The organism is Kordia sp. (genome assembly GCF_050633145.1).
Classification (GTDB): domain Bacteria; phylum Bacteroidota; class Bacteroidia; order Flavobacteriales; family Flavobacteriaceae; genus Kordia.
This window is the reverse complement of record NZ_JBOEFY010000047.1, coordinates 53,583-73,793: the sequence shown is the minus strand read 5'-3', so window position 1 is coordinate 73,793 and position 20,211 is coordinate 53,583. Positions and strand designations below refer to the sequence as shown.

General features: G+C 34.2%; 19 protein-coding genes. 5 read left to right on the top strand and 14 right to left on the bottom strand.

What is annotated here, in order from left to right; genetic code table 11:
* Positions 1-263: 263 nt before the first annotated feature.
* Positions 264-1,208: a nicotinic acid mononucleotide adenyltransferase gene (locus tag ACRBBL_RS20615; protein WP_431370978.1), complete on the bottom strand. Its 945-nt coding sequence runs from the start codon at positions 1,206-1,208 to the stop codon at positions 264-266.
* A 126-nt stretch (positions 1,209-1,334) separates the two neighbouring features.
* On the opposite strand from ACRBBL_RS20615, the gene ACRBBL_RS20610 reads away from it, so the two are divergent.
* Positions 1,335-2,336 (top strand): NAD(P)H-dependent glycerol-3-phosphate dehydrogenase, encoded by a 1,002-nt coding sequence (locus tag ACRBBL_RS20610; protein ID WP_431370976.1) that lies wholly within the window; start codon positions 1,335-1,337, stop codon positions 2,334-2,336.
* 357 nt (positions 2,337-2,693) lie between these two features.
* Here ACRBBL_RS20610 and ACRBBL_RS20605 read toward each other — a convergent pair whose 3' ends face one another.
* The 3 genes from ACRBBL_RS20605 to ACRBBL_RS20595 form a co-directional block, all read right to left on the bottom strand.
* Positions 2,694-3,089 carry a hypothetical protein gene (locus ACRBBL_RS20605; protein WP_431370975.1) on the bottom strand — a complete coding sequence of 132 codons (396 nt, stop codon included), beginning with the start codon at positions 3,087-3,089 and terminating at the stop codon, positions 2,694-2,696.
* Positions 3,090-3,191: 102 nt separating this feature from the next.
* The gene (pheS, locus tag ACRBBL_RS20600) at positions 3,192-4,211 is read right to left on the bottom strand and encodes a phenylalanine--tRNA ligase subunit alpha (protein ID WP_431370974.1); all 1,020 of its coding nucleotides are present in this window, start codon (positions 4,209-4,211) and stop codon (positions 3,192-3,194) included.
* A 42-nt stretch (positions 4,212-4,253) separates the two neighbouring features.
* Positions 4,254-4,610 (bottom strand): hypothetical protein, encoded by a 357-nt coding sequence (locus tag ACRBBL_RS20595; RefSeq protein WP_431370973.1) that lies wholly within the window; start codon positions 4,608-4,610, stop codon positions 4,254-4,256.
* A gap of 195 nt (positions 4,611-4,805) precedes the next feature.
* Between ACRBBL_RS20595 and ACRBBL_RS20590 the strand changes: the two genes are divergently transcribed.
* From ACRBBL_RS20590 to ACRBBL_RS20580, 3 genes are all read left to right on the top strand, one after another.
* The gene (locus ACRBBL_RS20590) at positions 4,806-5,399 is read left to right on the top strand and encodes a CvpA family protein (RefSeq protein ID WP_431370972.1); all 594 of its coding nucleotides are present in this window, start codon (positions 4,806-4,808) and stop codon (positions 5,397-5,399) included.
* 169 nt (positions 5,400-5,568) lie between these two features.
* On the top strand, positions 5,569-5,994 hold the full coding sequence (locus ACRBBL_RS20585; protein ID WP_431370971.1) for a hypothetical protein: 426 nt from the start codon (positions 5,569-5,571) through the stop codon (positions 5,992-5,994).
* A gap of 355 nt (positions 5,995-6,349) precedes the next feature.
* Positions 6,350-6,640: a hypothetical protein gene (locus ACRBBL_RS20580; protein WP_431370970.1), complete on the top strand. Its 291-nt coding sequence runs from the start codon at positions 6,350-6,352 to the stop codon at positions 6,638-6,640.
* 119 nt (positions 6,641-6,759) lie between these two features.
* Here the strand turns inward: ACRBBL_RS20580 and ACRBBL_RS20575 are convergent, their stop codons facing one another.
* From ACRBBL_RS20575 to ACRBBL_RS20530, 10 genes are all read right to left on the bottom strand, one after another.
* A complete protein-coding gene (locus ACRBBL_RS20575) occupies positions 6,760-8,622 on the bottom strand; it encodes a SulP family inorganic anion transporter (protein ID WP_431370969.1) in 1,863 nt (620 codons plus the stop codon).
* 417 nt (positions 8,623-9,039) lie between these two features.
* A complete protein-coding gene (locus ACRBBL_RS20570; protein WP_431370968.1) occupies positions 9,040-9,801 on the bottom strand; it encodes a tetratricopeptide repeat protein in 762 nt (253 codons plus the stop codon).
* Between the two features lie 4 nt (positions 9,802-9,805).
* Positions 9,806-11,578, bottom strand: coding sequence for a BatD family protein (locus ACRBBL_RS20565; RefSeq protein ID WP_431370967.1), 1,773 nt, complete (start codon positions 11,576-11,578; stop codon positions 9,806-9,808).
* 26 nt (positions 11,579-11,604) lie between these two features.
* Positions 11,605-12,462, bottom strand: coding sequence for a tetratricopeptide repeat protein (locus ACRBBL_RS20560; RefSeq protein ID WP_431370966.1), 858 nt, complete (start codon positions 12,460-12,462; stop codon positions 11,605-11,607).
* Entirely contained in the window at positions 12,459-13,493 is a 1,035-nt protein-coding gene (locus tag ACRBBL_RS20555) for a VWA domain-containing protein (protein ID WP_431370965.1), read from the bottom strand. Before ACRBBL_RS20555 ends, ACRBBL_RS20560 begins: the two co-directional genes overlap by 4 nt.
* A gap of 3 nt (positions 13,494-13,496) precedes the next feature.
* Complete coding sequence (locus ACRBBL_RS20550) at positions 13,497-14,009, bottom strand: flavodoxin family protein (RefSeq protein WP_431370964.1); 513 nt, start codon at positions 14,007-14,009, stop codon at positions 13,497-13,499.
* Positions 14,010-14,011: 2 nt separating this feature from the next.
* Entirely contained in the window at positions 14,012-15,019 is a 1,008-nt protein-coding gene (locus ACRBBL_RS20545; protein ID WP_431370963.1) for a vWA domain-containing protein, read from the bottom strand.
* The gene (locus ACRBBL_RS20540) at positions 15,009-16,688 is read right to left on the bottom strand and encodes a hypothetical protein (RefSeq protein WP_431370962.1); all 1,680 of its coding nucleotides are present in this window, start codon (positions 16,686-16,688) and stop codon (positions 15,009-15,011) included. Before ACRBBL_RS20540 ends, ACRBBL_RS20545 begins: the two co-directional genes overlap by 11 nt.
* Before the next feature lie 27 nt (positions 16,689-16,715).
* A complete protein-coding gene (locus tag ACRBBL_RS20535; RefSeq protein ID WP_431370961.1) occupies positions 16,716-17,582 on the bottom strand; it encodes a DUF58 domain-containing protein in 867 nt (288 codons plus the stop codon).
* 130 nt (positions 17,583-17,712) lie between these two features.
* Entirely contained in the window at positions 17,713-18,708 is a 996-nt protein-coding gene (locus ACRBBL_RS20530; protein ID WP_431370960.1) for an AAA family ATPase, read from the bottom strand.
* Positions 18,709-19,256: 548 nt separating this feature from the next.
* Here ACRBBL_RS20530 and ACRBBL_RS20525 point away from each other — a divergent pair.
* Positions 19,257-20,126, top strand: a complete 870-nt coding sequence (locus ACRBBL_RS20525) for an aldo/keto reductase (RefSeq protein WP_431370959.1) — start codon at positions 19,257-19,259, stop codon at positions 20,124-20,126.
* Positions 20,127-20,211 lie beyond the last annotated feature (85 nt).

The window sequence follows — 20,211 nt, the reverse complement described above, 5'->3', positions numbered from 1 at the left end:
GGTGTTTGGTGTTTGGTGTTTGAAAGGTATAAAAATAGCTGGGGAATCAAAAATGTATTTTTTGAATATTAATTTTCATTAGTTGCCTTTCGGCAGAACGTACTTCAATTTTTATTTTGATACGGTTTGAAACATAATGCTCCTTTGTATACGCTTTCAACTTTACAATAGTGAGTCTCATTAAAAAAAGAAACAGCTTCTACACGAATGTAAAAACTGTTTCTAAACTAAATAACCAACCAAAGTCTTTATGTCTTATTATCTTATTTCTTAAAGTCGTCCTTATTGAACTTCTTATTGATAATTTTTTTACGTTTTTTATTTGTCTGCTTCAACCTTGTATCACTTCCATCACTTGACGGACGTAAGTATTGAATATATCCTCTTCCTTGAAATTCGTAGGTTGTTCCAGAACCTGGATGAAACAATGATACCGTTTCGTCATTTATAACGCTCAATTCAAAGTATTCATTGTCCAGATAGTCATAATCTAATGTTAAAACTTTTGAGTATGGATCGCCCTCTACATCATATATTGTATATACTCCTTCATAATCGTATATCAAATCGGCAATTGGAGTATTTTCTGTATCTGTAGATGATAAGAACGTATCGTCATTTCCACCTGATAAGAAAGTCAAGAAGTTTTCATCATCAAATTCATTCAGCATTCCTTCTTGACTTGTGTATATTTTTTTCCAAGCAGTAAATTCTTGTAATAAATAGTGAATGTTATCATAGAACACAAAATCGTAATCAAAATTTGATCGTTGATATCCTGTTAAGTAATAACTTGTATTTGTAGACGTATCTACCATACGGATTCTATTTACACTTAATTGATCTACACGCAACGGATAAAATCCATCAATATCATGATCAATATCTACAAAGTCGAAATCAGTTCCGTAGGCTCCTACATCAATTCCATATCCGTTTCCATTGGTTCCAATTCCTGAAATATTATTGTTTGCGTATAACGTTCCGTTGATAAATGATACTGTAAACGCTCGCTGCAAAAATGGAACTTCGCCATTTCCTGTTGTTTCATTTATGTTTACATACCACAATTCGTACGAGCTTAATAACTGGTTTAACGAAATACCTGGCTCGTCAATAATTGGGTCTTCTACAATAACTTCAGTGTAACATGAACTCATCGTAGCACTAAATAGTGTAATTGCTAAAAGTAATTTTATAGTTTTCATAAGCCAATCGTTTTGTTGTTGATGTTTAATTACTTTCAAAACATGTGCCAAAATGATAAATTGTTGAATATCAATACTGCTATTAGAACGATATTTTGTGTATTTTTGAATCATAGATCAACCTTTATGGACAACGAATTAAAATATGCCGTTTTCGGAGCAGGAAGTTGGGCAACCGCCATTGTAAAGATGCTTTGCGAAAATTTAGATGAAGTTGGATGGTACATGCGTAGTGTGTACACGAAAGAACATTTACTGAAAGAGCAACACAACCCTAGCTATTTAAGTTCAGTAGAGTTTAATACGGATAAGCTGAAGATAAGCAATGATTTTGACGAAATTGCTACGTATGCAGATGTCTTAATTTTTGTAATTCCTTCTGCGTTTATTTTTGACGAATTGAAGAAATTAACGGTTGATATTAAAGATAAAATCATCGTTTCTGCCGTAAAAGGAATCATTCCAGAATCTGGTTTGTTGGTTGGCGAACATTTTCATGATGTGTATAAAACTCCTTTTGAAAATATTGCCGTCATTGCTGGACCTTGCCATGCAGAAGAAGTTGCTTTGGAACGCTTGTCGTATTTAACGATTTCTTGTGCCGATCAAGAGAAAGCGCAGACAATTGCCGATCAGCTTTCAAGTAATTATATTAAAACGAAAGTCAGTGATGATGTTATTGGAACTGAATATGCCGTAATGTTAAAAAACATCTACGCTATTGCTGCTGGAATTGCTCACGGACTTGGATACGGAGATAACTTCCAAAGTGTATTAATGAGTAACGCTATTCGTGAAATGAAGCGTTTTATTAAGAAAGTACACAAGATGAAACGTAATATTAATAATTCTGCTTATTTGGGCGATTTGTTGGTAACTGGATATTCTGTTTTTTCTCGAAATCGTATGTTCGGAAATATGGTTGGAAAAGGATACACTGTAAAATCTGCACAAATGGAAATGAACATGGTTGCTGAAGGTTATTATGCAACGAAAAGTGCGTATTTGTTGAATCAGAAGAACGATAAGAAAACGCAAATTCCTATTATTAATGCTGTGTATGCGATTTTGTATGAAAATAAAGATCCTAAGAAAGTATTTAAGAAATTAACGGATAAGTTGGATTAGGTTTACTTTGACAATTTGTTAATCTGTCCATTTGAAAATTACTTCTCGATACAATTTTTCTTTGAAAAATCACTCGAAGTGACGTTTTGTTAATGTCATATTACGCTTTCGCGTGAAGGATGGAGGCTTTGTTGAAGCTCCTCGAAGAGAGCGACTGCCGAGAGCCTGACCGTTTAGGGCACGCTATTATAATTCAAAAAACACCTTGCAACAGTAAGAAAAGTCTAAAAGCGCAACAGCGCGTTCTAACAGCGTTCAGACTAAGCCTGCCGAAGTGAAACGAGTCTAAAAATCTAAGAGTGAAACGATCTAAGAGATTCCCGCCCTCGCGGGAACAAGTCTAAAAGCAAAGCGCGTCTATTTAACCAAAATTCCTTTCGTGTTCATTAACGGAATTGGCTGAAACGCCTTTGTATTGATCGTATTTTTTCTGAATAGATACTTTTTATCATACATTTTACTTCCTTCAAAGAAAGTCACACGAAATTCGTTGTTGAGCGCAAACACATCTTCCTGCATCCATTCAGCTTTTGCATACGATTTTGCAGGTAGTTTTTCCAATTTATGACGCATTACAGACGTTTTTCTGTCTGCATCATATCCATGAGAAACGACCAATACCATTTCTAAATCTACGTCTTTATCGTTGATAATATACGCATTCCAGTCGTCTGTCTTATAGATTTCATTGTACTCTTGTACGACAGCCATATACACACCTTCTACTTGAGGAATTTCAATGTCTTTTTTCATATCAAGTTATTGTTACTAGATTTCGTCATTGCGAAGCTTTTGCAAGCTGTTTCTCTAAAAAACAGCTTACTTCGCTATGCTCGTAATGACGTTTCGATGTATTTACAATGCAGATTTGAATTGCTCTAAAAAACGAACATCATTTTCACTTAACAAACGGATGTCTCCAATTTGGTACAATAACATCGCTATACGATCGATTCCGACACCAAAAGCAAAACCTGAGTATTCTTCTGGGTCAATTTCGCAATTAGTCAATACATTCGGATCTACCATTCCGCAACCTCCAATTTCTAACCAGCCCGTTCCTTTGGTAATTTTGTAATCGGTTTCTGTTTCCAATCCCCAATACACATCAATTTCAGCACTTGGCTCTGTGAATGGGAAGTATGAAGGACGCAAGCGAATTTTAGATTTCCCAAACATTTCTTTGGTGAAATGCTGCAAGGTTTGTTTTAAATCTGCGAAGCTTACATCTTTGTCTATGTACAATCCTTCTATTTGATGGAAAAAGCAGTGTGAACGTGCCGAAATCGCCTCATTACGATATACTCTTCCCGGAGAAATTGTACGAATTGGCGGTTTGTTATTTTCCATGTATCGAACTTGCACAGAACTTGTATGCGTTCGTAATAAGATATCTGGATTTGTTTGAATGAAGAATGTATCCTGCATATCGCGCGCTGGATGATATTCTGGAAGATTTAAGGCAGTAAAGTTATGCCAATCATCTTCAATTTCTGGTCCATCAGACACATCAAAACCAATACGAGAAAAGATATCTGTGATTTGATTTTTTACCAATGATATTGGGTGACGCGCACCAATTTCAATTGGTTGTGCTGGACGTGTTAAATCGCCATACACACCTTTTTCTTCAGCATTATTTTCTAAAGCTTCTTTTAAGGCATTGACTTTGTCTTGTGCGGCTTTTTGCAACTGATTTACTACTTGACCGAAATCTTTCCTTTGTTCATTCGGAACATTTTTAAACTCAGCAAAAAATTGTTTTAATAATCCCTTTTTACCTAAGTATTTAATTCTGAAGTTTTCTATGTCTTCTTTTGCTTGAGTTGTAAACTTTTCAACTTCCGCAATATGTTCCTTGATCTTATCTATCATGACGATATTTTGATTTAGCTTGCAAATTTAGAAAAAACTAGCTTATTCGATGTATTCCTTCTCTAAAAAGTAACTTACAATTGCTTCTTTCATTAATACGGTTTGTTCTCCCGCTTTTAAGGTTGGCAATTCTTCTTTAAATTTATAGTGTGGCCAGCCGTCATCGTCAAAGTAGTCAAACTCATAATAGCCGTACGGTTCCAACAAGCGACAAATAGCAATATGCATTAGATTTACTTTGTCATCTTTTTTAAAATTTCGATGAATTTGCCCAAGCTCCTGAACTCCAATTAGGTATATAATTGAGTCTAAATCTAAGGTATCTCCTTCTGCAAACTGATCCGTCAGTTTTTCAACAAGCGTATTCCATCGTTCTTTTAATACTTCGTCTCTTGCCATTGTTTCTTTCTTTTCCGCTGCAAAGGTAGGTAACGTGTGTTGATATTTTTATTTTTCAAATGAAAACTTGTGGTATAATGATCAATTTTGATAAGTATATTGAATATTTTTCTTGAAGCAAGATATTCCCAACTGTAACGAAATACAATAAAACACTACCAATAATAGTTCTATATTTGTTAAAACTCGATATTCATGAACTTTATTGACATCATTATAGGTGGCGTGATTGTACTTGGCTTTGCGCGCGGACTTATGAAAGGACTTTTTGTAGAAATTGCTTCACTAGTAGCTTTGATTGCTGGATTGTATGGCGCAATCCACTTTTCATATTTTGCAGGCGACTTTTTAGTTGAGAATTTCCCGTCTTGGGAGGAGAAATATGTTAATTTAACTGCATTTGCAATTACTTTTATTGTAATTTTAATAGCTGTTACCATGGCTGGAAAGTTGTTGACAAAAGTTGCTGATTTTGCTTCGCTAGGTATTTTGAATAAAATTTTAGGTGGCGCTTTTGGCGGATTGAAAATGGCAGTTATTATAGGAGCTGCTTTGGTGTTTTTTGAGCGCACCAACAATACTATGACATTTGTAGAACAAGATAAGATTGATGGATCGGCATTGTATGAACCTGTAAAAGAAGTTGGCGGATTTGTGTTTGCCTATGTGTTGGAAGAGACTAATAAGAATGGAACACTAGATTCTTTTAAAACTAGTAAAACTCAGCAAGCAGACGAAAAGAAAGCGCAGGAAGACGACTTGAAAGACATTGAAGAAAATGAAAATTAATAGGTATGTGTGAAAAATGTGTAAATCCTGAAATAAAACATCTTCATGATGAAGATAGTATCAAGCCTTTTCAAAAAAAGTTGAATACAACTGCTTTGAGAGGAAAATTAAAAAAAGAAAAAATTACTTCTAATCAAAAATAGATAGCTAAAAATTACATTTATAATTCATGTGTGAACATTGCTCCAGTTTTGCGACAGAACGGTTTTTTTCGGACCAAGATTTTGCTGCGTTTGAAAAAGCATTTGAGAAAAAGTCTTTAGACGGCACTTTTATTCGTGTCATAAATTCAAATCAGATTTCGCAAAATTCACAAGAAACTACATTTGAGTGCACACATTGTCATACCGATTGGGTGTTGTCTATTCCAGATGGCGATTGGCAAGGTTTCTTTTTACCCAACGATCGACTTACTGAGTATAACGAATATGAATACGATTCTTCCAATAACAACGGTAATAATGTTTTTAAAGCAAACTTTAATGGAAATAAAGGAAATTGCGGTTGCTGTTTGGTATTATTTCTTTTGTTTGTAGGATCTATTTTTTACGGAATATACAGTGTATTTGATTTTATATTGGATTTGTTGTTTTAAGTATTAATTAGCCGTTCCGCTTCCACTATTTTCGTATTCTACAATTTCTGTTTCGGAAGCCATACCTGAACTTCAATACGCTTGTTTTTGACGTTAAAAAAGATGCTGAAGGAACATACTATAAACGCAAATTTTATAGATAGACACTAGAATGCTTTAGTCTTTCATTTACCATTGTTTTCAAAATTAATTAAGAAATCTCTTTCTAAATAAAAGATTTTGCCTAATTTACGGTGCTGTTTTATGTAAACATACCCTTTATGTAAATAGTAATCCCACAATTGATCTTGTAAAATATAGCCTAAAGAACTCAATCAAGATTAAAAAGTAAACTAATTTAAAACCTTCATACAATATGAAAAAAACAATCCTATTAGCAATTCTTGTATCATTCTTTATGGTAAGTTGCGGCGGCTCTATTGAAAGCGATGTTGCAAAATTAGCAGATATCCAATGCCAAATGATGGGCTTAAAAGACAAAGCAATGGCTGGTGATGCAGACGCAATGAAAGAAGCTAAAGAGCTTGGCGAAAAAATGATGGCTATGGGCAAAGAACTGGAAAAGAAATATACTTCTGAAGAAGATAAAGAAAAGTTCAAAGCTGCTATAGAAGAAGCTATAAAAAACCAAGATTGCGGTAAGTAATATACATTATGAGTTTACAAAAAATGTAAGCCTTATAATATTATTAAAAACTGTATAATATAAAAACCGCCAAACTTTTGAAAGTTTGGCGGTTTTTGTGTTTTAATAATATGCTTTTTTTAAACTGTATCTTTTACATTCGCTTTAATCCATTGCAGACAGTCTTCAAAATTATCATAACAGTCTTCTTCTGGAATTAAATCAGGAATGATATCTATTCGTTCCATCATATAACGTGGTTGTTTTGGAACATCTACAAACAAGACTTTACGTCCTGCGCTTCTTAAATCGACCAAAATATCTTCTAAAGTATACAATCCAGATTGATCAATGTATTGCATTCTATCCATCCGAATAATAACTGTACGTGCTGTTTCTGGCAATTGTTTTGCCAAGGCTTGAATTTCACTTGTTGAACCAAAGAATAAAGGTCCTTTGATGTGTTTGATAAATACTTCTTCTTTTAAGTTCTCTGGGAAGTTTATTTCATCATCCCAAGCTTCTTCTTTCAAAGTCTTTATATCTGAACCTTTTGCTGTAATGTCTCCAATTTTCTTCATAAACATTAATGAAGCAATGACCAATCCGATTCCTACGGCATAGATTAAGTCCCAAAAAGTAGACAATGCAAGTACTATAAGCATAATTAATACTTCTGAACTTAGTTTTAAAGGTCCAAATTTCATGTCTTTTGGTAAACTTGGAATAGCTCTTAATCCTTTATAATCCATCACACCGATTCCAACTGTAATTAAAATTCCTGCCAATACTGCTGCTGGAATTTTTGAAGCTACTGGTCCTAATCCTAAAAGAATAATTAATAATAAAACACCAGCAATCATTCCTGATAGTTTTGTTTTTCCTCCAGAATTGATATTCACTACGGTACGAATTGTTGCTCCTGCTCCTGGAATTCCTCCAAAAATAGCTGCAATAGAATTTCCTATTCCTTGTCCTACCAATTCTTTGTTTGGTTTGTGTTTTGTTTTGGTCATATTATCAGCCACAACACTTGTTAATAAAGAGTCAATTGCTCCTAAGAGTGCGAGTGCTAATGCTGTAAATATATACGGCGTAATGCTCCCAAAGCTAAATTCTGTAATGATTTCAAGGTTAGGTTTCGGGAAGCTTCCAGTAATTTCTTCAATGGGTTGGTATTGTAAATTGAAACCATAGGCAATTCCCGACATGACGACGAGTGCCACCAATGTACTTGGAATTGATTTGGTTATCCGCTTAAAACCATAAATAATAAAAATAGTTCCTAAGGCAAGTAATACTTCCAACCAATTGATATTTTTTATAGCGCGTGGTAATATTTTTAAGGCACCAATAACACCTGAAGCTTCGTTTTTAGCAAGTGTTTCAGACTCTCTTTTTATATCCGCTTCTGTTATTTCTGATCCACGTTCCATCGTTACAGCGATGTTTTCTAGCACCAAAATCCCTTCTTTTCGTTCTTCTTTTAAGATATTATCTAAAATAACCTCTTCAGCTCGTGGTCTAAATTGTTCTACATAAGCATCATCTTCTTTCGGATAATATCCTATTGATGGTAAAATTTGTGTAATTAGTATGATTACTCCAATAGCTGTCATAAACCCTGAAACTACTGGATACGGAATGTATTTTATATACTTTCCTAAACCTATAGCTCCTAACCCAATTTGCATTATACCTGCCAATAAGAAAACGGTTAATATAGCTGGCATGGCTTTTACAGGATCTCCATCATTGGCTGCAACGATTCCTGCAATAACCACCATACTTACGGCTGTCATCGGTGCAGTTGGACCAGAAATCTGTGTATTAGTTCCTCCAAATAAAGCAGCAAAAAAACTGATAAAGATGGCTCCGTACAATCCTGCACTTGGTCCTAATCCTGAAGAAACTCCAAAAGCTAAAGCCAATGGTAAGGCTACAATTCCGGCAGTAATTCCACCAAAAGCATCTCCCTTGATATTAGAAAATAAATTTTTCATAGGTTTGGTTATATTTTATTGAGCGATATACAGTACATATATCATGAGGTGTAAATTAAAACGTTGTATTCTTGTTTGAGGTAATTAACAAGAATGTTTGGGAGGCGGCGTATCATACTCCAAATAAGAAGATATTGAAAATTGACGTATATTTTTATAGCACTTATATTTTTGATCTACACACACAAATAGCTTTACATTTTGCATTGACAGTATTTTAAATTGATCTTCAAAATGAATTTGTTCTTCTACATTTTCTTGTACATCAAACTCTATTTGCTCTACAAGCACCGTATTATCCATATCTAAAGTAGACTGGATTTTAGTGTATATTGAAAAAGACACATACACACATATTCCCAAAAGAAGGGAATACCTAAGAATTGTATGTGCTTTTATTTTATTCAATTTTTTATTTTATAATTCGTTTACATCTTCAGCAACAATCCAACCGATTTTTCCATCAATGAGTTGAATTTTTTTCCAGTTATCTATCGTATCTAACACTTGTACTTTTGTTCCTTCATGCAATACAAATACCTCATCACTACGCAAATTTGGCTCTGCTTTTACAGTGGTTTCTTTGGCAAATACAATTGCTGGACGATCAGCTTGCGCTTTTCCGTATTGTTGATATGCAATAGCAACTGCCCCTAAGATAAAAAGGAATGCGATAAAACTTATTAAAAAGTAGATTCTTTTTTTCAAGGTTTGATACGAAAATTGATATAATAAGAATGAAATTACACATAAAAATCCAAAAATCACCGCAATCCATGCCCATTCATTGTAAGTAAAAGTTCCTGTGATACCATTAACAAATTTTGAAAGTTGTGTTTTTGGCAATGGTTCAATGGCATCAATTGTCATGTTTTTTGCATACGCCATATTATTAATAATATCTTCATCTTTTGGTGAAAGCTGTAGTGCTTTTTCAAAATAGTAAATACTTGGTCCAATCTCGTTGCTCTTATAATATGCATTTCCAAGATTGTAATAGATTGCTGTGGAATGATTTCCTGTTTCTAAAATAGCTTTATATTTCGTAATTGCTTCTGGAAAGTTTCCGTCGTTATACGCTTTATTTGCAGCTTCAAACAAGCTCGTGTTTTCTTGTCCAAATACTAGCATGCTACTAGAAATGAACACGAGGAGCAAATATGTGATCTTAATTTTCATCTCTTTATCTATGTATTTGTTTGTCAATTTGCGAGATGGTCTGTACCGATTTCTCGTAATCTTTGTTGATTGCTACATTTGTTGCTGGTGTATAACGCGCAAATTCACAACTTTCTAATAAACCAATAAAGTCGTTAATGGTTTGGTCTTGTACGTTACGTTCTGACAATAATTGACTTATTTTTTCTTTACTAAATTCTGAAGTTTCTATGCTGAGTTTTGCACGTAAATAGTTGTGTAACGCAGGTTCTAACACTTCATAAAATGCTTCTTTATCGTTCAATTTCTTTTTTGCTTCGGATAAGTACTTTTTTGCCAATCGGTTGGCAGTACGCGTTTTGTTTCCTTGAATATCATTATCAAACGCTCTCTTTTTTCTTCTTGCAATTAATATAATCGGAATGAAGAAGAAAGGAATAAATAACAATGCGTAAAACAGATTAGATTTGAAGAAATCTGATGTTTTAATCGGCATCAAACTCGCATCAGTTTTTAAGAACCTAAACTGCGAACTTGTAGCAGCTACTGCTTGTTTTTGAGTTGAGTTTTGATCGTTGTCAGTATCAGTTGTAACTGTATTTACAGGACCTTCAACTACATCAATAATAATTTCGTCCGACGTTAACGTTTTGTATGCTTCTTCTACTGGATCAAAATACGAGAACGACACACTCGGAATTGGATACTTCCCTTTGTACTGTGGCACAACCGTATAACTGTCCGAAATTTTTCCTTGCATTCCGTCAGTTCGTGTGGAAACACGTTCCGTAAATTCTGGTTCGTATACTTCTAGAGAACTTGGCAGTTTTAATTTTGGCAATTCAAATAATTTCAAGTTTCCTTTTCCTGATACTTCTATTTTTGCTTGAAGCGATTCGGTAGCATTTAATGAGTTTTTACTAGTAGTTACTTGAAAATCAAAATCACCTACTGCACCTCCAAAATCGTCTGGTTTTCCTGCTTCTGGTAATTCTTTGACATTAATTGTTCTTCGTGCAGATGATACTGTTTTGTGAGCCGTTTCATAACGTCTTCCAAATACATCTCTACGTCGTGTAGGCACAGAAACTTGCAAGTCAATTGAAAAAGGCTCAACAACTTGTTTTCCTGTTTTTTGCGGATATAGAACATAGCGCTTTAGGATAACATATGAATAATCTTCTCCTTTATACGTTGTTCGTTGTGCACGCATTTGTGTTTGCATGCTTTGACTCCAAAAGTTGTTGAACGTTGGTTTTCCGAGTTCTTTATAATCATTTACATTGATTCCAATTTTTACATACAATTTGTATGTAATTGTAACAGGTTCATTTAAGTACGGATTTCCTTTAGAAACTTCAGTCACCAAATGTAAACCTTCCGAAATTATATAATCTGAATTGCTACCATCTTTTGGTTTTGCAACTGCTTTGGTAACAGCTATTTTTACAGGCAATGTTTTATAGGTTTGTCCATCAATTTCAACTTTTGCTTGTTTGATGGTAAACGTTCCTTCTTTAGTTGGTTGTAAAAAATACGTGTATGTTTTTGAGAACGAACGTTGTCCATTGTTCCAAACGTGACTCATGGATTGAATTGGTCCACCTACCACACGGAATCCTGCAAAACTTGGTGCGGTAAAATTATCGCCGTCTTTGTCCATTTCAAAGTCTACTTTCAAACGCTCATTTACGCCCAATTTCTTTTTACTCACTTTGGTTTCAAAAGTAACCTGCGCGGCTAGTACGCCTGCAAATAGCAAGAAAATGATAGTTGATATGTATGCTTTTGTTTTCAATCGCTTTATTCTCTATTTCTTAATAATTACCAATCTTTTTCAGCTTTTACTTTTACGCCTTTCGCCTTTTTCTCGTTCAGTTTGTCCTGTGTTTTCTTTTCGGCATTATTCATTGCCTTTAACAAGCTTTTTACTTGCTGTGGAGACAACTGATTTGGCTTAGGTTTCTGTTGTTGCTGTTTGTTTTTATCGTCTTTCTGGTCAGCTTTTCCTTGACCATCTTTATTATCTTTCTTTTTCTTCTCCTTTTCTTTATCGCCTTCGCCGTCTTTATCCTTATCGTCTTTTCCGCCTTTGTCTTTCTCTTTATCGCCTTTGTCTTCGTTTTTGTCTTTTTGATCTTTCTTATCTTGATCTTTTTTATCCTGTTCTTTTTGATCTTCCTTTTTGTCTTTGTCCTTTTTATCTTTATCGTCTTCTTTCGGAGGATTTTTCTTTAACAAGTCTTTCGCTAAGGCAAAATTGTAACGTGTTTCATCATCTGACGGATTGTTTCGCAATGCTTTTTTATAAGCCGCAACTGCTTTTTCGTATTCTTTATTATTCATGAACACATTGCCCATGTTGTGAAATGCTTTGTGTTTCTCAGCTTTAGTCGTAGCAACTTCAGAAGCTTGCTTGTATCGGTTAAATGCTTCTTCGTAACTTTCATTATTATAGTACACATTTCCTAAGTTGTACTTTGCCGCTACATTTTCGCCATCTTTGGAAATTGCTTTTCGATATTCTGCTTCTGCATTGGCAAAACTGCTATCTTTTACGGCATTGTTTGCTGCGTATGTATAATTTTTTGAGTCTTTTTTGAATGCTTCCTCTTCTTTATCTTGTGCAAATGACACAGAAACAGTAAGCAATACAAATAAAATGTTTTTTACATATTTCATGATCCTTTTTCATTAAATAGGTTTAACTTTTGTAACCATGCTGTTTTTCGTTCCAATAGAAAAACATCTAACAGTAATAAGAAGATTCCTAAACCAAGAAACCATTGAAATTGATCTTGGAATTCTGAGAATTTTTTAGCTTCAAATTCTGTTTTGTTCATCGTTGATAGTCGGTCTGTAACAAATGCCACTGCATCTTCTGTGACCTTTCCATCAATATATTCGCCATCACCTTCGGATGCGATATTTTTTAGTGTTTTCTCGTTTAATCGTGTAATAACGACTTCACCTTGCAAATCGCGCTTGTATGATTCTATAATACCGCGTCTTTTTAATGGAATGCGTCCACCTTTTGCTGTTCCTACTCCAATTGTATAGGTTTTTATACCTTCTTTTGTTGCTTCTTCTGCCAATTGTCCTGCACCAGCAGAATGGTCTTCTCCATCAGAAATAATGACAAGCACACGATTGGTTTGTTCTACATCGTCATAATAGGTTTTTGCCAAACGTATAGCATCATCAATTGCCGTTCCTTGCGACGATAACATATCTGTATTCAAATTTGCCAAGAACATTTTTGCTGCCGAAAAATCGGTTGTAATTGGCAATTGCGGCACTGCTCTTCCCGCGTAAGCGATAATTCCAATACGATCACTTCCTAAATTATTTATAATTTCAGATACAATACGTTTTGCTTTGTTCAATCGGCTTGGCGAAATATCTTCTGCCAACATACTTTTAGACACATCTACTGCAAAGACAATATCGACTCCTTCACGCTTTACCGTTTCTAATTTTGTTCCAATTTTTGGATTGACTAAAGCAACTACTAATGAACCTATTGCCAAACACCAAATTGTTAGTTTTAAAATAGGCTTAAACGTTGATTTTTCTGGACTTAGCCGTTCCAATAATTGTTTATTGGCAAATTTACGCTGTGCGCTTCGTTTCCAAAGCTGCAAGAGTACGAATACCAACACCACAATTGGGATGATGATGAGTAAGTAAAAATATTTTTTTTCTTCTAACATACGTTATTTTTCCATCAAACGATTTGCAAATTCAGTGATGCGTTGCGCCACCTCTTGCGTTATTTTTTTATTTTCAATCCATGTATGAATATCTCCAAGATATTGCATACCTAAATAGTTTGCACTTTCTGTAAAAGGCATTATAAAACCTTCTTTTATTTCTTGATCCGATCCACAGCTTACAACGCCCATTTTTTTTCCGCGTAAGCGTCTTCCAATTTCTTTTTCTTCAAATAGAAAATCAGATATTCTATCAAAAAATACTTTTAGTACACCGCTCATTGTATACCAATAGATTGGTGTTGCAAATACAAAGATTTCATAGGTTGCCGTTATTTTTTTGAACAGCGCATTGAAATCATCTTCATTTTTTAGGTCGTAATCGAAATGATTGATTTTATATGCTTTCAGATCAATCACATCAAAACCTGTTTGTTGTTGAAGTTGAGAAACAATGGTATACGTGTTTCCTTTACTTCGCGAACTTCCTATTATTATGACACCTTTTGCACTCATATTTATATAAAACTTCTAAATAAGGTTTTGCGCAATAGGATTTCTATCAACAATAAAATTCCGGCAAAAAACACAAATATCCTGAATTTTTCCTCATAGTTTGTATAACGGAATTCTTCGATTTCTGTCTTTTCTAGCTTGTTAATTTCTTCATAGATTCCCGCTAATTTTTCACTATTAGTGGCTCTAAAATATTTTCCTCCAGTGATATTGGCAATTTCCTTTAATAGTTTTTCGTCAATTTTCACTTGCATGCTTCTATATAAAAAGGTTCCATCTGGGTTTATGGCAACTGGCGTAGAAGCCGTTCCGTTGGTTCCAATTCCGATAGTATAAGTTTTTATACCGTATTCTACTGCCAATTCGGCGGCAATTTGTGGTTCAATAAATCCTGCATTATTTTCACCATCTGTCAATAAAATGATGACTTTACTTTTGGCTTTACTATCTTTTAAACGATTGACAGCTGTTGCCAATCCCATTCCAATTGCTGTTCCGCCTGTTAATTCGCCATGCTTATACTTGATATCTTTTAATGCATTTTGAATAATGTTTTTATCAGTTGTAATTGGTGTTTTTGTAAAACTTTCTCCTGCATATACAACTAATCCAATTCGGTCACTTGGTCGTCCATCAATGAATTCGGATGCAACTCTTTTTAAAGCAATTAATCGATTTGGTTTTAAATCTTTCGATAACATACTTGCCGAAACGTCAATTGCCATGACAATATCAATTCCTTTGTTTGTTTTGACTCTGGTAGAGACTTCTTTTGTTTGCGGACGTGCTAATGCCGTAATTAATGCAGCTACCGCTAACATTCGCAATACAAAAAGTATCGGCTTCAGCTTTGGCAATATGCTTTGTTTTACTTTGAATCCTTGTAAGCTTGACATTTTTACAGCAGCCAATTGCTTAGGTTTTTTCCATATATACCAAGCAATTGCTAATGGAATGAACAATAGCAACCAGAAAAATTGTGGATGTGCAAATGTATAATTATCTATCATTTCCTTTTTCTTCTTCTATTAGTGTGATGGAACTTAAAATTCGATCAGCAAGTGTTTTTCCATCTTCATCATCTTCTGCATACATCATTATTAATACTTGTATGCCTCGTCCTTCTTCAAATATATAGGCTTCATACGCTCTATCTTGTGTACTACTAAATGGGCTTAAGTCATCTACAAAAGTTCCTGTTCCAAATACTTTGAACCCTTTTATTCCTGTTGACGACTCATATTCATCATATTTTGAAATGAGGTTTTTAGCGCCGTCTTCTTCAAATTTCTTTAGAATTTTTTCAGCAATATCATCTAAGGTAATTTCTGGTTTTTGCTTGAATGTTGTTATTTCTAAGTCTACCGAAAATGGTGCTAAATGACTTTGATAACTATAAATATCTGTTTCAAAAGGCAATGGAACCGAGTCTTTTCTTTTTAGCGGCGTCATTCGTGTTAGCACTATTGGTGTGGAAATGGTAAAGTCAGATGTTCCGTATTTACTTGTTGTCCATTCGTCTTCCAACAAATCGCCCATAGAATGACCAACGTATGTGTTTTCTTTTACGTATTCTAAAGTTGCATATCCAATTAATCCGCCAAAAGCAATAATCATTGCCACAACACCAATAACTGTATTTCTAAAACGTTGTTTTTTACGTTGTTCTTCTATCAGTTTTAGTTTGTATTCTTCGTCTTTTCGCAATTCTTCTTCTGAGATTTCAGGAATTGCTTCTTTGGTTTCAACTACAATGTTTTCTACCAAATTACGATCGGCTTTGATGATGTTGTCATCTGGTTTTGATTTTGCAAATTTTACCAAATCGGCAGTTTGCAATACATTTTTCAGATTTTTGATGGTTTCATCTTTTAAATCTAAATATCCTGCATCTTTTTGCGCTTCTATTTTATGAATGAGTTCGGCAGTTGTACTTTCTAACGCATCAATTCGTACTTCTTCCTCAATATATTGACGTACAATATTGGTAAGCTCTGAATAATAACCTTTGTATTCTGAATTGAGTAAAAGTTTCGATTTATCTAATTCATTCAATTGTAATAAAGCACGATCGTACGGTGGAATTTCCGCTTTTTTCTTTTTCTTCTTTTTTTCTTTCAGTTGAAAAACAAAGAAGTAAAAATACGCAGCAAATAATGCAAGTAATCCTAAAACGATTAATAGATAAATCCACCAAGTACTGCTGCCTTTTTCGACTGCAGTTATTTTTTTGATGTCAAACATTTTCTGTTTGAGCGTATCTACAACAACATCTGCCACAGCAATACGAATAGAATCGGTAAAGAATGGCTTGTTGTTGATGAGTATTTTTTGCTTCGGAATAAAATAAGTTCCTGAGTCAAATTGTGTAACTCCGTATTTTTTTATGAGACTATATTTTGCATCTTGCTTTACGGTATCTGTTTCGTAGGCTTCCAACAATTCTAATGGTAGAAAGCTATTGTTTGCTTCCGGGAAAACTACGGTTGCTGTTGTATCTGCTTCTACTAGTAGCGAAAGTTTTATTTCTTCGCCAATTTTTATTTGTGTTGAATCGACAATGGCTTCCACTTTTTGTGCAAGTGCTATTGTCGTGAATAGAAAAAAGAAAAGCATCCAAAAACCGTTCATTCGCAAGAATGAAGTGTATTGACTGGAGTTTTGTGATTTTTTATTCATATTTCTTACTTCGTTATTCATAGTTGCTTAGCCTCTTCTTTTAAAATAGCCAAGTAGTTTTTTTACATAGCTTTCATCTACGCTTGCACTAATAGTACCTGCGCCACTTCTAGAAAATAATTCTTGAAAGTATTTTACTTTGCCTTTGTAATATTTTGTGTAATTGGTTCTGACTGTTTTTGAACCTGTATTTACCAACATGGATTCACCTGTTTCGCTATCGAGCATTTGTACAATTCCTAAGTTTGGAATTGTTTCTTCGCGTTCATCATAAATACGAATTCCTGTTAAGTCGTGCTTTTTGGCTGCAATTTTTAAGGTTTGTTCGTATTCATCTGCAATAAAATCTGAAAGAATAAAGACAATTGCTTTTTTCTTCATTACGCTAGATAAGAATTTTAATGCTTGCGAAACGTCTGTTTGTGTGCTTTTTGGTTTGAATTCTAACAGTTCGCGAATAATGCGCAATACATGCGATTTTCCTTTTTTCGGTGGAATAAACAATTCGATGTCATCTGAAAATAAAATCAATCCGACTTTATCATTGTTTTGCATTGCCGAGAAAGCGAGCGTTGCTGAAATTTCTGTGATGGTTTCGTTTTTAAATTGAGTGTTCGTTCCAAAAAGTTCAGATCCAGAAATATCTACCATTAACATCATGGTCAATTCGCGTTCTTCTTCAAATACTTTAATGTATGGTTCATTGTAACGCGCAGTTACATTCCAATCAATATTTCGTACATCGTCACCAAATTGATACTGACGCACTTCACTAAACGTCATTCCACGACCTTTGAAGGTAGAATGATATTCTCCTCCAAAAATATGATCGCTCAATCGGCGCGTTTTAATCTCTATTTTTCGTACTTTTTTAAGTAACTCTTTTGTATCCATTATTTTCAGTATGCAATGTTCAGTGTTTGGTATACAGTGAACGGTAAACAGTTTCCAGTCAGTTTGTCAAATTACTAGCATTGTATTTAAGAAACATCTCAATACTCAATACTAATAATCCACAACTCATTTATGGTACTTCAATTTCGTTTACAATTTTGTTGATGATTTCTTCGGAAGTAATGTTTTCAGCTTCTGCTTCATAGGTAATTCCGATTCTGTGACGCAATACATCGTGTACTACTGCACGTACATCTTCAGGGATTACGTAACCTCTTCGTTTGATGAATGCATAACATTTAGCCGCATTTGCTAAGTTGATACTTCCACGAGGTGACGCTCCAAAACTGATTAATGGTTTTAAGTCTTCTAGTTTGTATTTTTCTGGATAACGTGTAGCAAAGATGATATCCAAAATATATTTTTCAATCTTTTCATCCATGTAGACATCTTTCACCGCTTCTTGGGCTTTTAAGATTTGTGCTACAGAAACGACTGGATTTACAGTTTCAAAGCTTCCTTTTAAGTTTGCACGCATGATCAATTGTTCTTCATCCATTTTTGGATAATCAATCACAACTTTCAACATAAAACGGTCAACCTGAGCTTCTGGCAACGGATATGTTCCTTCCTGCTCTACAGGGTTTTGTGTAGCCATTACTAAGAAGGGTTTGTCTAAAACAAATGTTTCATCACCAATAGTCACTTGTTTTTCCTGCATTGCTTCAAGTAATGCCGATTGCACTTTGGCTGGCGCACGGTTAATCTCATCTGCCAAGACAAAGTTTGCAAAAATGGGTCCTTTTCTAATAGAAAAATCATTCTCTTTCATGTTGTAGATCATAGTTCCCACAACATCGGCTGGAAGTAAATCCGGTGTAAACTGAATTCTACTAAAACTTCCTTGTACTGCTTTACTCAACGTATTAATTGCTAGGGTTTTTGCCAATCCTGGAACACCTTCTAAAAGGATGTGTCCTTTTCCTAACAAACCAATTAATAAACGTTCTACCATGTGCTTTTGTCCAACGATTACTTTGTTTATTTCCATCGTAAGCAAATCGATAAAGGCACTTTCTTTTTCAATCTTTTCGTTAATAGCTCTAATATCTATTGTATCTTCCATTTAGGTACTTTTTTTGAGGCGTGAATTTACTAATCACTTTTTAACAATGCAAATTGTCAAAATTATTCGTTTATTGCTGTTAATAATTGGTTAAAATATTTAGGATATTTATATATTGAAGCCTTTAAAACTCAAAAGTATGATGTATCACTAACGATCTCATTTGTTTGTTAATAACTTAAAGCCTTACGGTTGCTTCGCTCACCGATTATATCATCTTTTTTTGAATTGTATTTTATAGAATTATTAGTACTTCTTTATAGTTTTATTTTTAGGTTTTTATTTTAGACTTCTTAGGTTTTTAGATACGATTAGCTTTTATTTCAGCTTCGCTTCTTAGATTACTTCGCTCTTGGTATTTTGGTGGTTATGTTTGAAACTTCATTCCAAGAAAGCACGACGAAGCAATCTACTAATAAGAAACAGATTGCCACACGTTTTTTAAAACTTTCGCAAAGACGTTTCAAAGGAATATAAAAAAATCTCAATACTTCGACTTCCTCAATACTATTAATTATATGTACTTTTACAGTAAACTTTTTTAAACTGTGAATACAAATTATTCAAGAATTATAGCAGGAACCATGACTTGGGGAATTTGGGGAAAACAACTCAATACTTCCCAAATGATTGATTTGATGCATCATTGTAAAAATGCTGGAGTAACTACTTTTGATCATGCAGATATTTATGGAGGTTATACTACGGAAGCCGATTTTGGAAAAGCATTCGCGCAAAGCGGAATACATCGTGAAAGTATAGAAATTATTTCAAAATGTGGCATTCAATATCAAGCAGAAAATCGTCAAAATACAATTAAACATTATGATTATTCTGCAGAATATATTATTTGGTCTGCTGAAACTTCTTTGCAACATTTACAAACCGAATATTTAGACTTGTTATTGTTGCACAGACCAAGTCCGTTAATGCATCCTGATGAAGTTGCCAAAGCAATAGATCAGTTGACAGCACAAGGGAAAATCAAAAATTTTGGTGTTTCAAACTTTACGCCATCACAAATGACAATGATCGGTACTAAAAATGATATTTCTGCCAATCAGATTCAGTTTTCATTGACCGATTTTGACGCCATGCATGATGGAACACTCGATTATATGATTACAAATTCTATTTTACCAATGGCTTGGCAACCTTTGGGAAGTGTGTTTAGAGAACAAAATGAGCAAACTTCAAGAATTCATAACGTGTTAGACAATCTTACAGAAAAGTACAATGCAACCAAAGATCAATTGGTTTTGGCTTGGATTTTAAAACATCCATCCAACGTACATCCTGTGATTGGAACAACAACGCCAGAACGTATTACAAATGCTGCAAAAGCAACAGAAATTGATTTATCGTTAGAAGATTGGTTTACGCTTTTGGTAGAAAGTCAAGGGCATAAAGTTCCGTAGCTTTGCAGTAGTGAGGTTTTAGAGATTAGTATTGAGAATTTTTAGTTTAATTTAAAGAGATTCCTGTTTGTACAGGAACTGTTAC

Coding starts and splice junctions, on each gene's coding strand:
- ACRBBL_RS20615 (WP_431370978.1), bottom strand. CDS start 1,208: ATGAAAACTATAAAATTACTTTTAGCAATTACACTATTTAGTGCTACG.
- ACRBBL_RS20610 (WP_431370976.1), top strand. CDS start 1,335: ATGGACAACGAATTAAAATATGCCGTTTTCGGAGCAGGAAGTTGGGCA.
- ACRBBL_RS20605 (WP_431370975.1), bottom strand. CDS start 3,089: ATGAAAAAAGACATTGAAATTCCTCAAGTAGAAGGTGTGTATATGGCT.
- pheS (WP_431370974.1), bottom strand. CDS start 4,211: ATGATAGATAAGATCAAGGAACATATTGCGGAAGTTGAAAAGTTTACA.
- ACRBBL_RS20595 (WP_431370973.1), bottom strand. CDS start 4,610: ATGGCAAGAGACGAAGTATTAAAAGAACGATGGAATACGCTTGTTGAA.
- ACRBBL_RS20590 (WP_431370972.1), top strand. CDS start 4,806: ATGAACTTTATTGACATCATTATAGGTGGCGTGATTGTACTTGGCTTT.
- ACRBBL_RS20585 (WP_431370971.1), top strand. CDS start 5,569: ATGTGTGAACATTGCTCCAGTTTTGCGACAGAACGGTTTTTTTCGGAC.
- ACRBBL_RS20580 (WP_431370970.1), top strand. CDS start 6,350: ATGAAAAAAACAATCCTATTAGCAATTCTTGTATCATTCTTTATGGTA.
- ACRBBL_RS20575 (WP_431370969.1), bottom strand. CDS start 8,622: ATGAAAAATTTATTTTCTAATATCAAGGGAGATGCTTTTGGTGGAATT.
- ACRBBL_RS20570 (WP_431370968.1), bottom strand. CDS start 9,801: ATGAAAATTAAGATCACATATTTGCTCCTCGTGTTCATTTCTAGTAGC.
- ACRBBL_RS20560 (WP_431370966.1), bottom strand. CDS start 12,462: ATGAAATATGTAAAAAACATTTTATTTGTATTGCTTACTGTTTCTGTG.
- ACRBBL_RS20555 (WP_431370965.1), bottom strand. CDS start 13,493: ATGTTAGAAGAAAAAAAATATTTTTACTTACTCATCATCATCCCAATT.
- ACRBBL_RS20550 (WP_431370964.1), bottom strand. CDS start 14,009: ATGAGTGCAAAAGGTGTCATAATAATAGGAAGTTCGCGAAGTAAAGGA.
- ACRBBL_RS20545 (WP_431370963.1), bottom strand. CDS start 15,019: ATGATAGATAATTATACATTTGCACATCCACAATTTTTCTGGTTGCTA.
- ACRBBL_RS20540 (WP_431370962.1), bottom strand. CDS start 16,688: ATGAATAAAAAATCACAAAACTCCAGTCAATACACTTCATTCTTGCGA.
- ACRBBL_RS20535 (WP_431370961.1), bottom strand. CDS start 17,582: ATGGATACAAAAGAGTTACTTAAAAAAGTACGAAAAATAGAGATTAAA.
- ACRBBL_RS20530 (WP_431370960.1), bottom strand. CDS start 18,708: ATGGAAGATACAATAGATATTAGAGCTATTAACGAAAAGATTGAAAAA.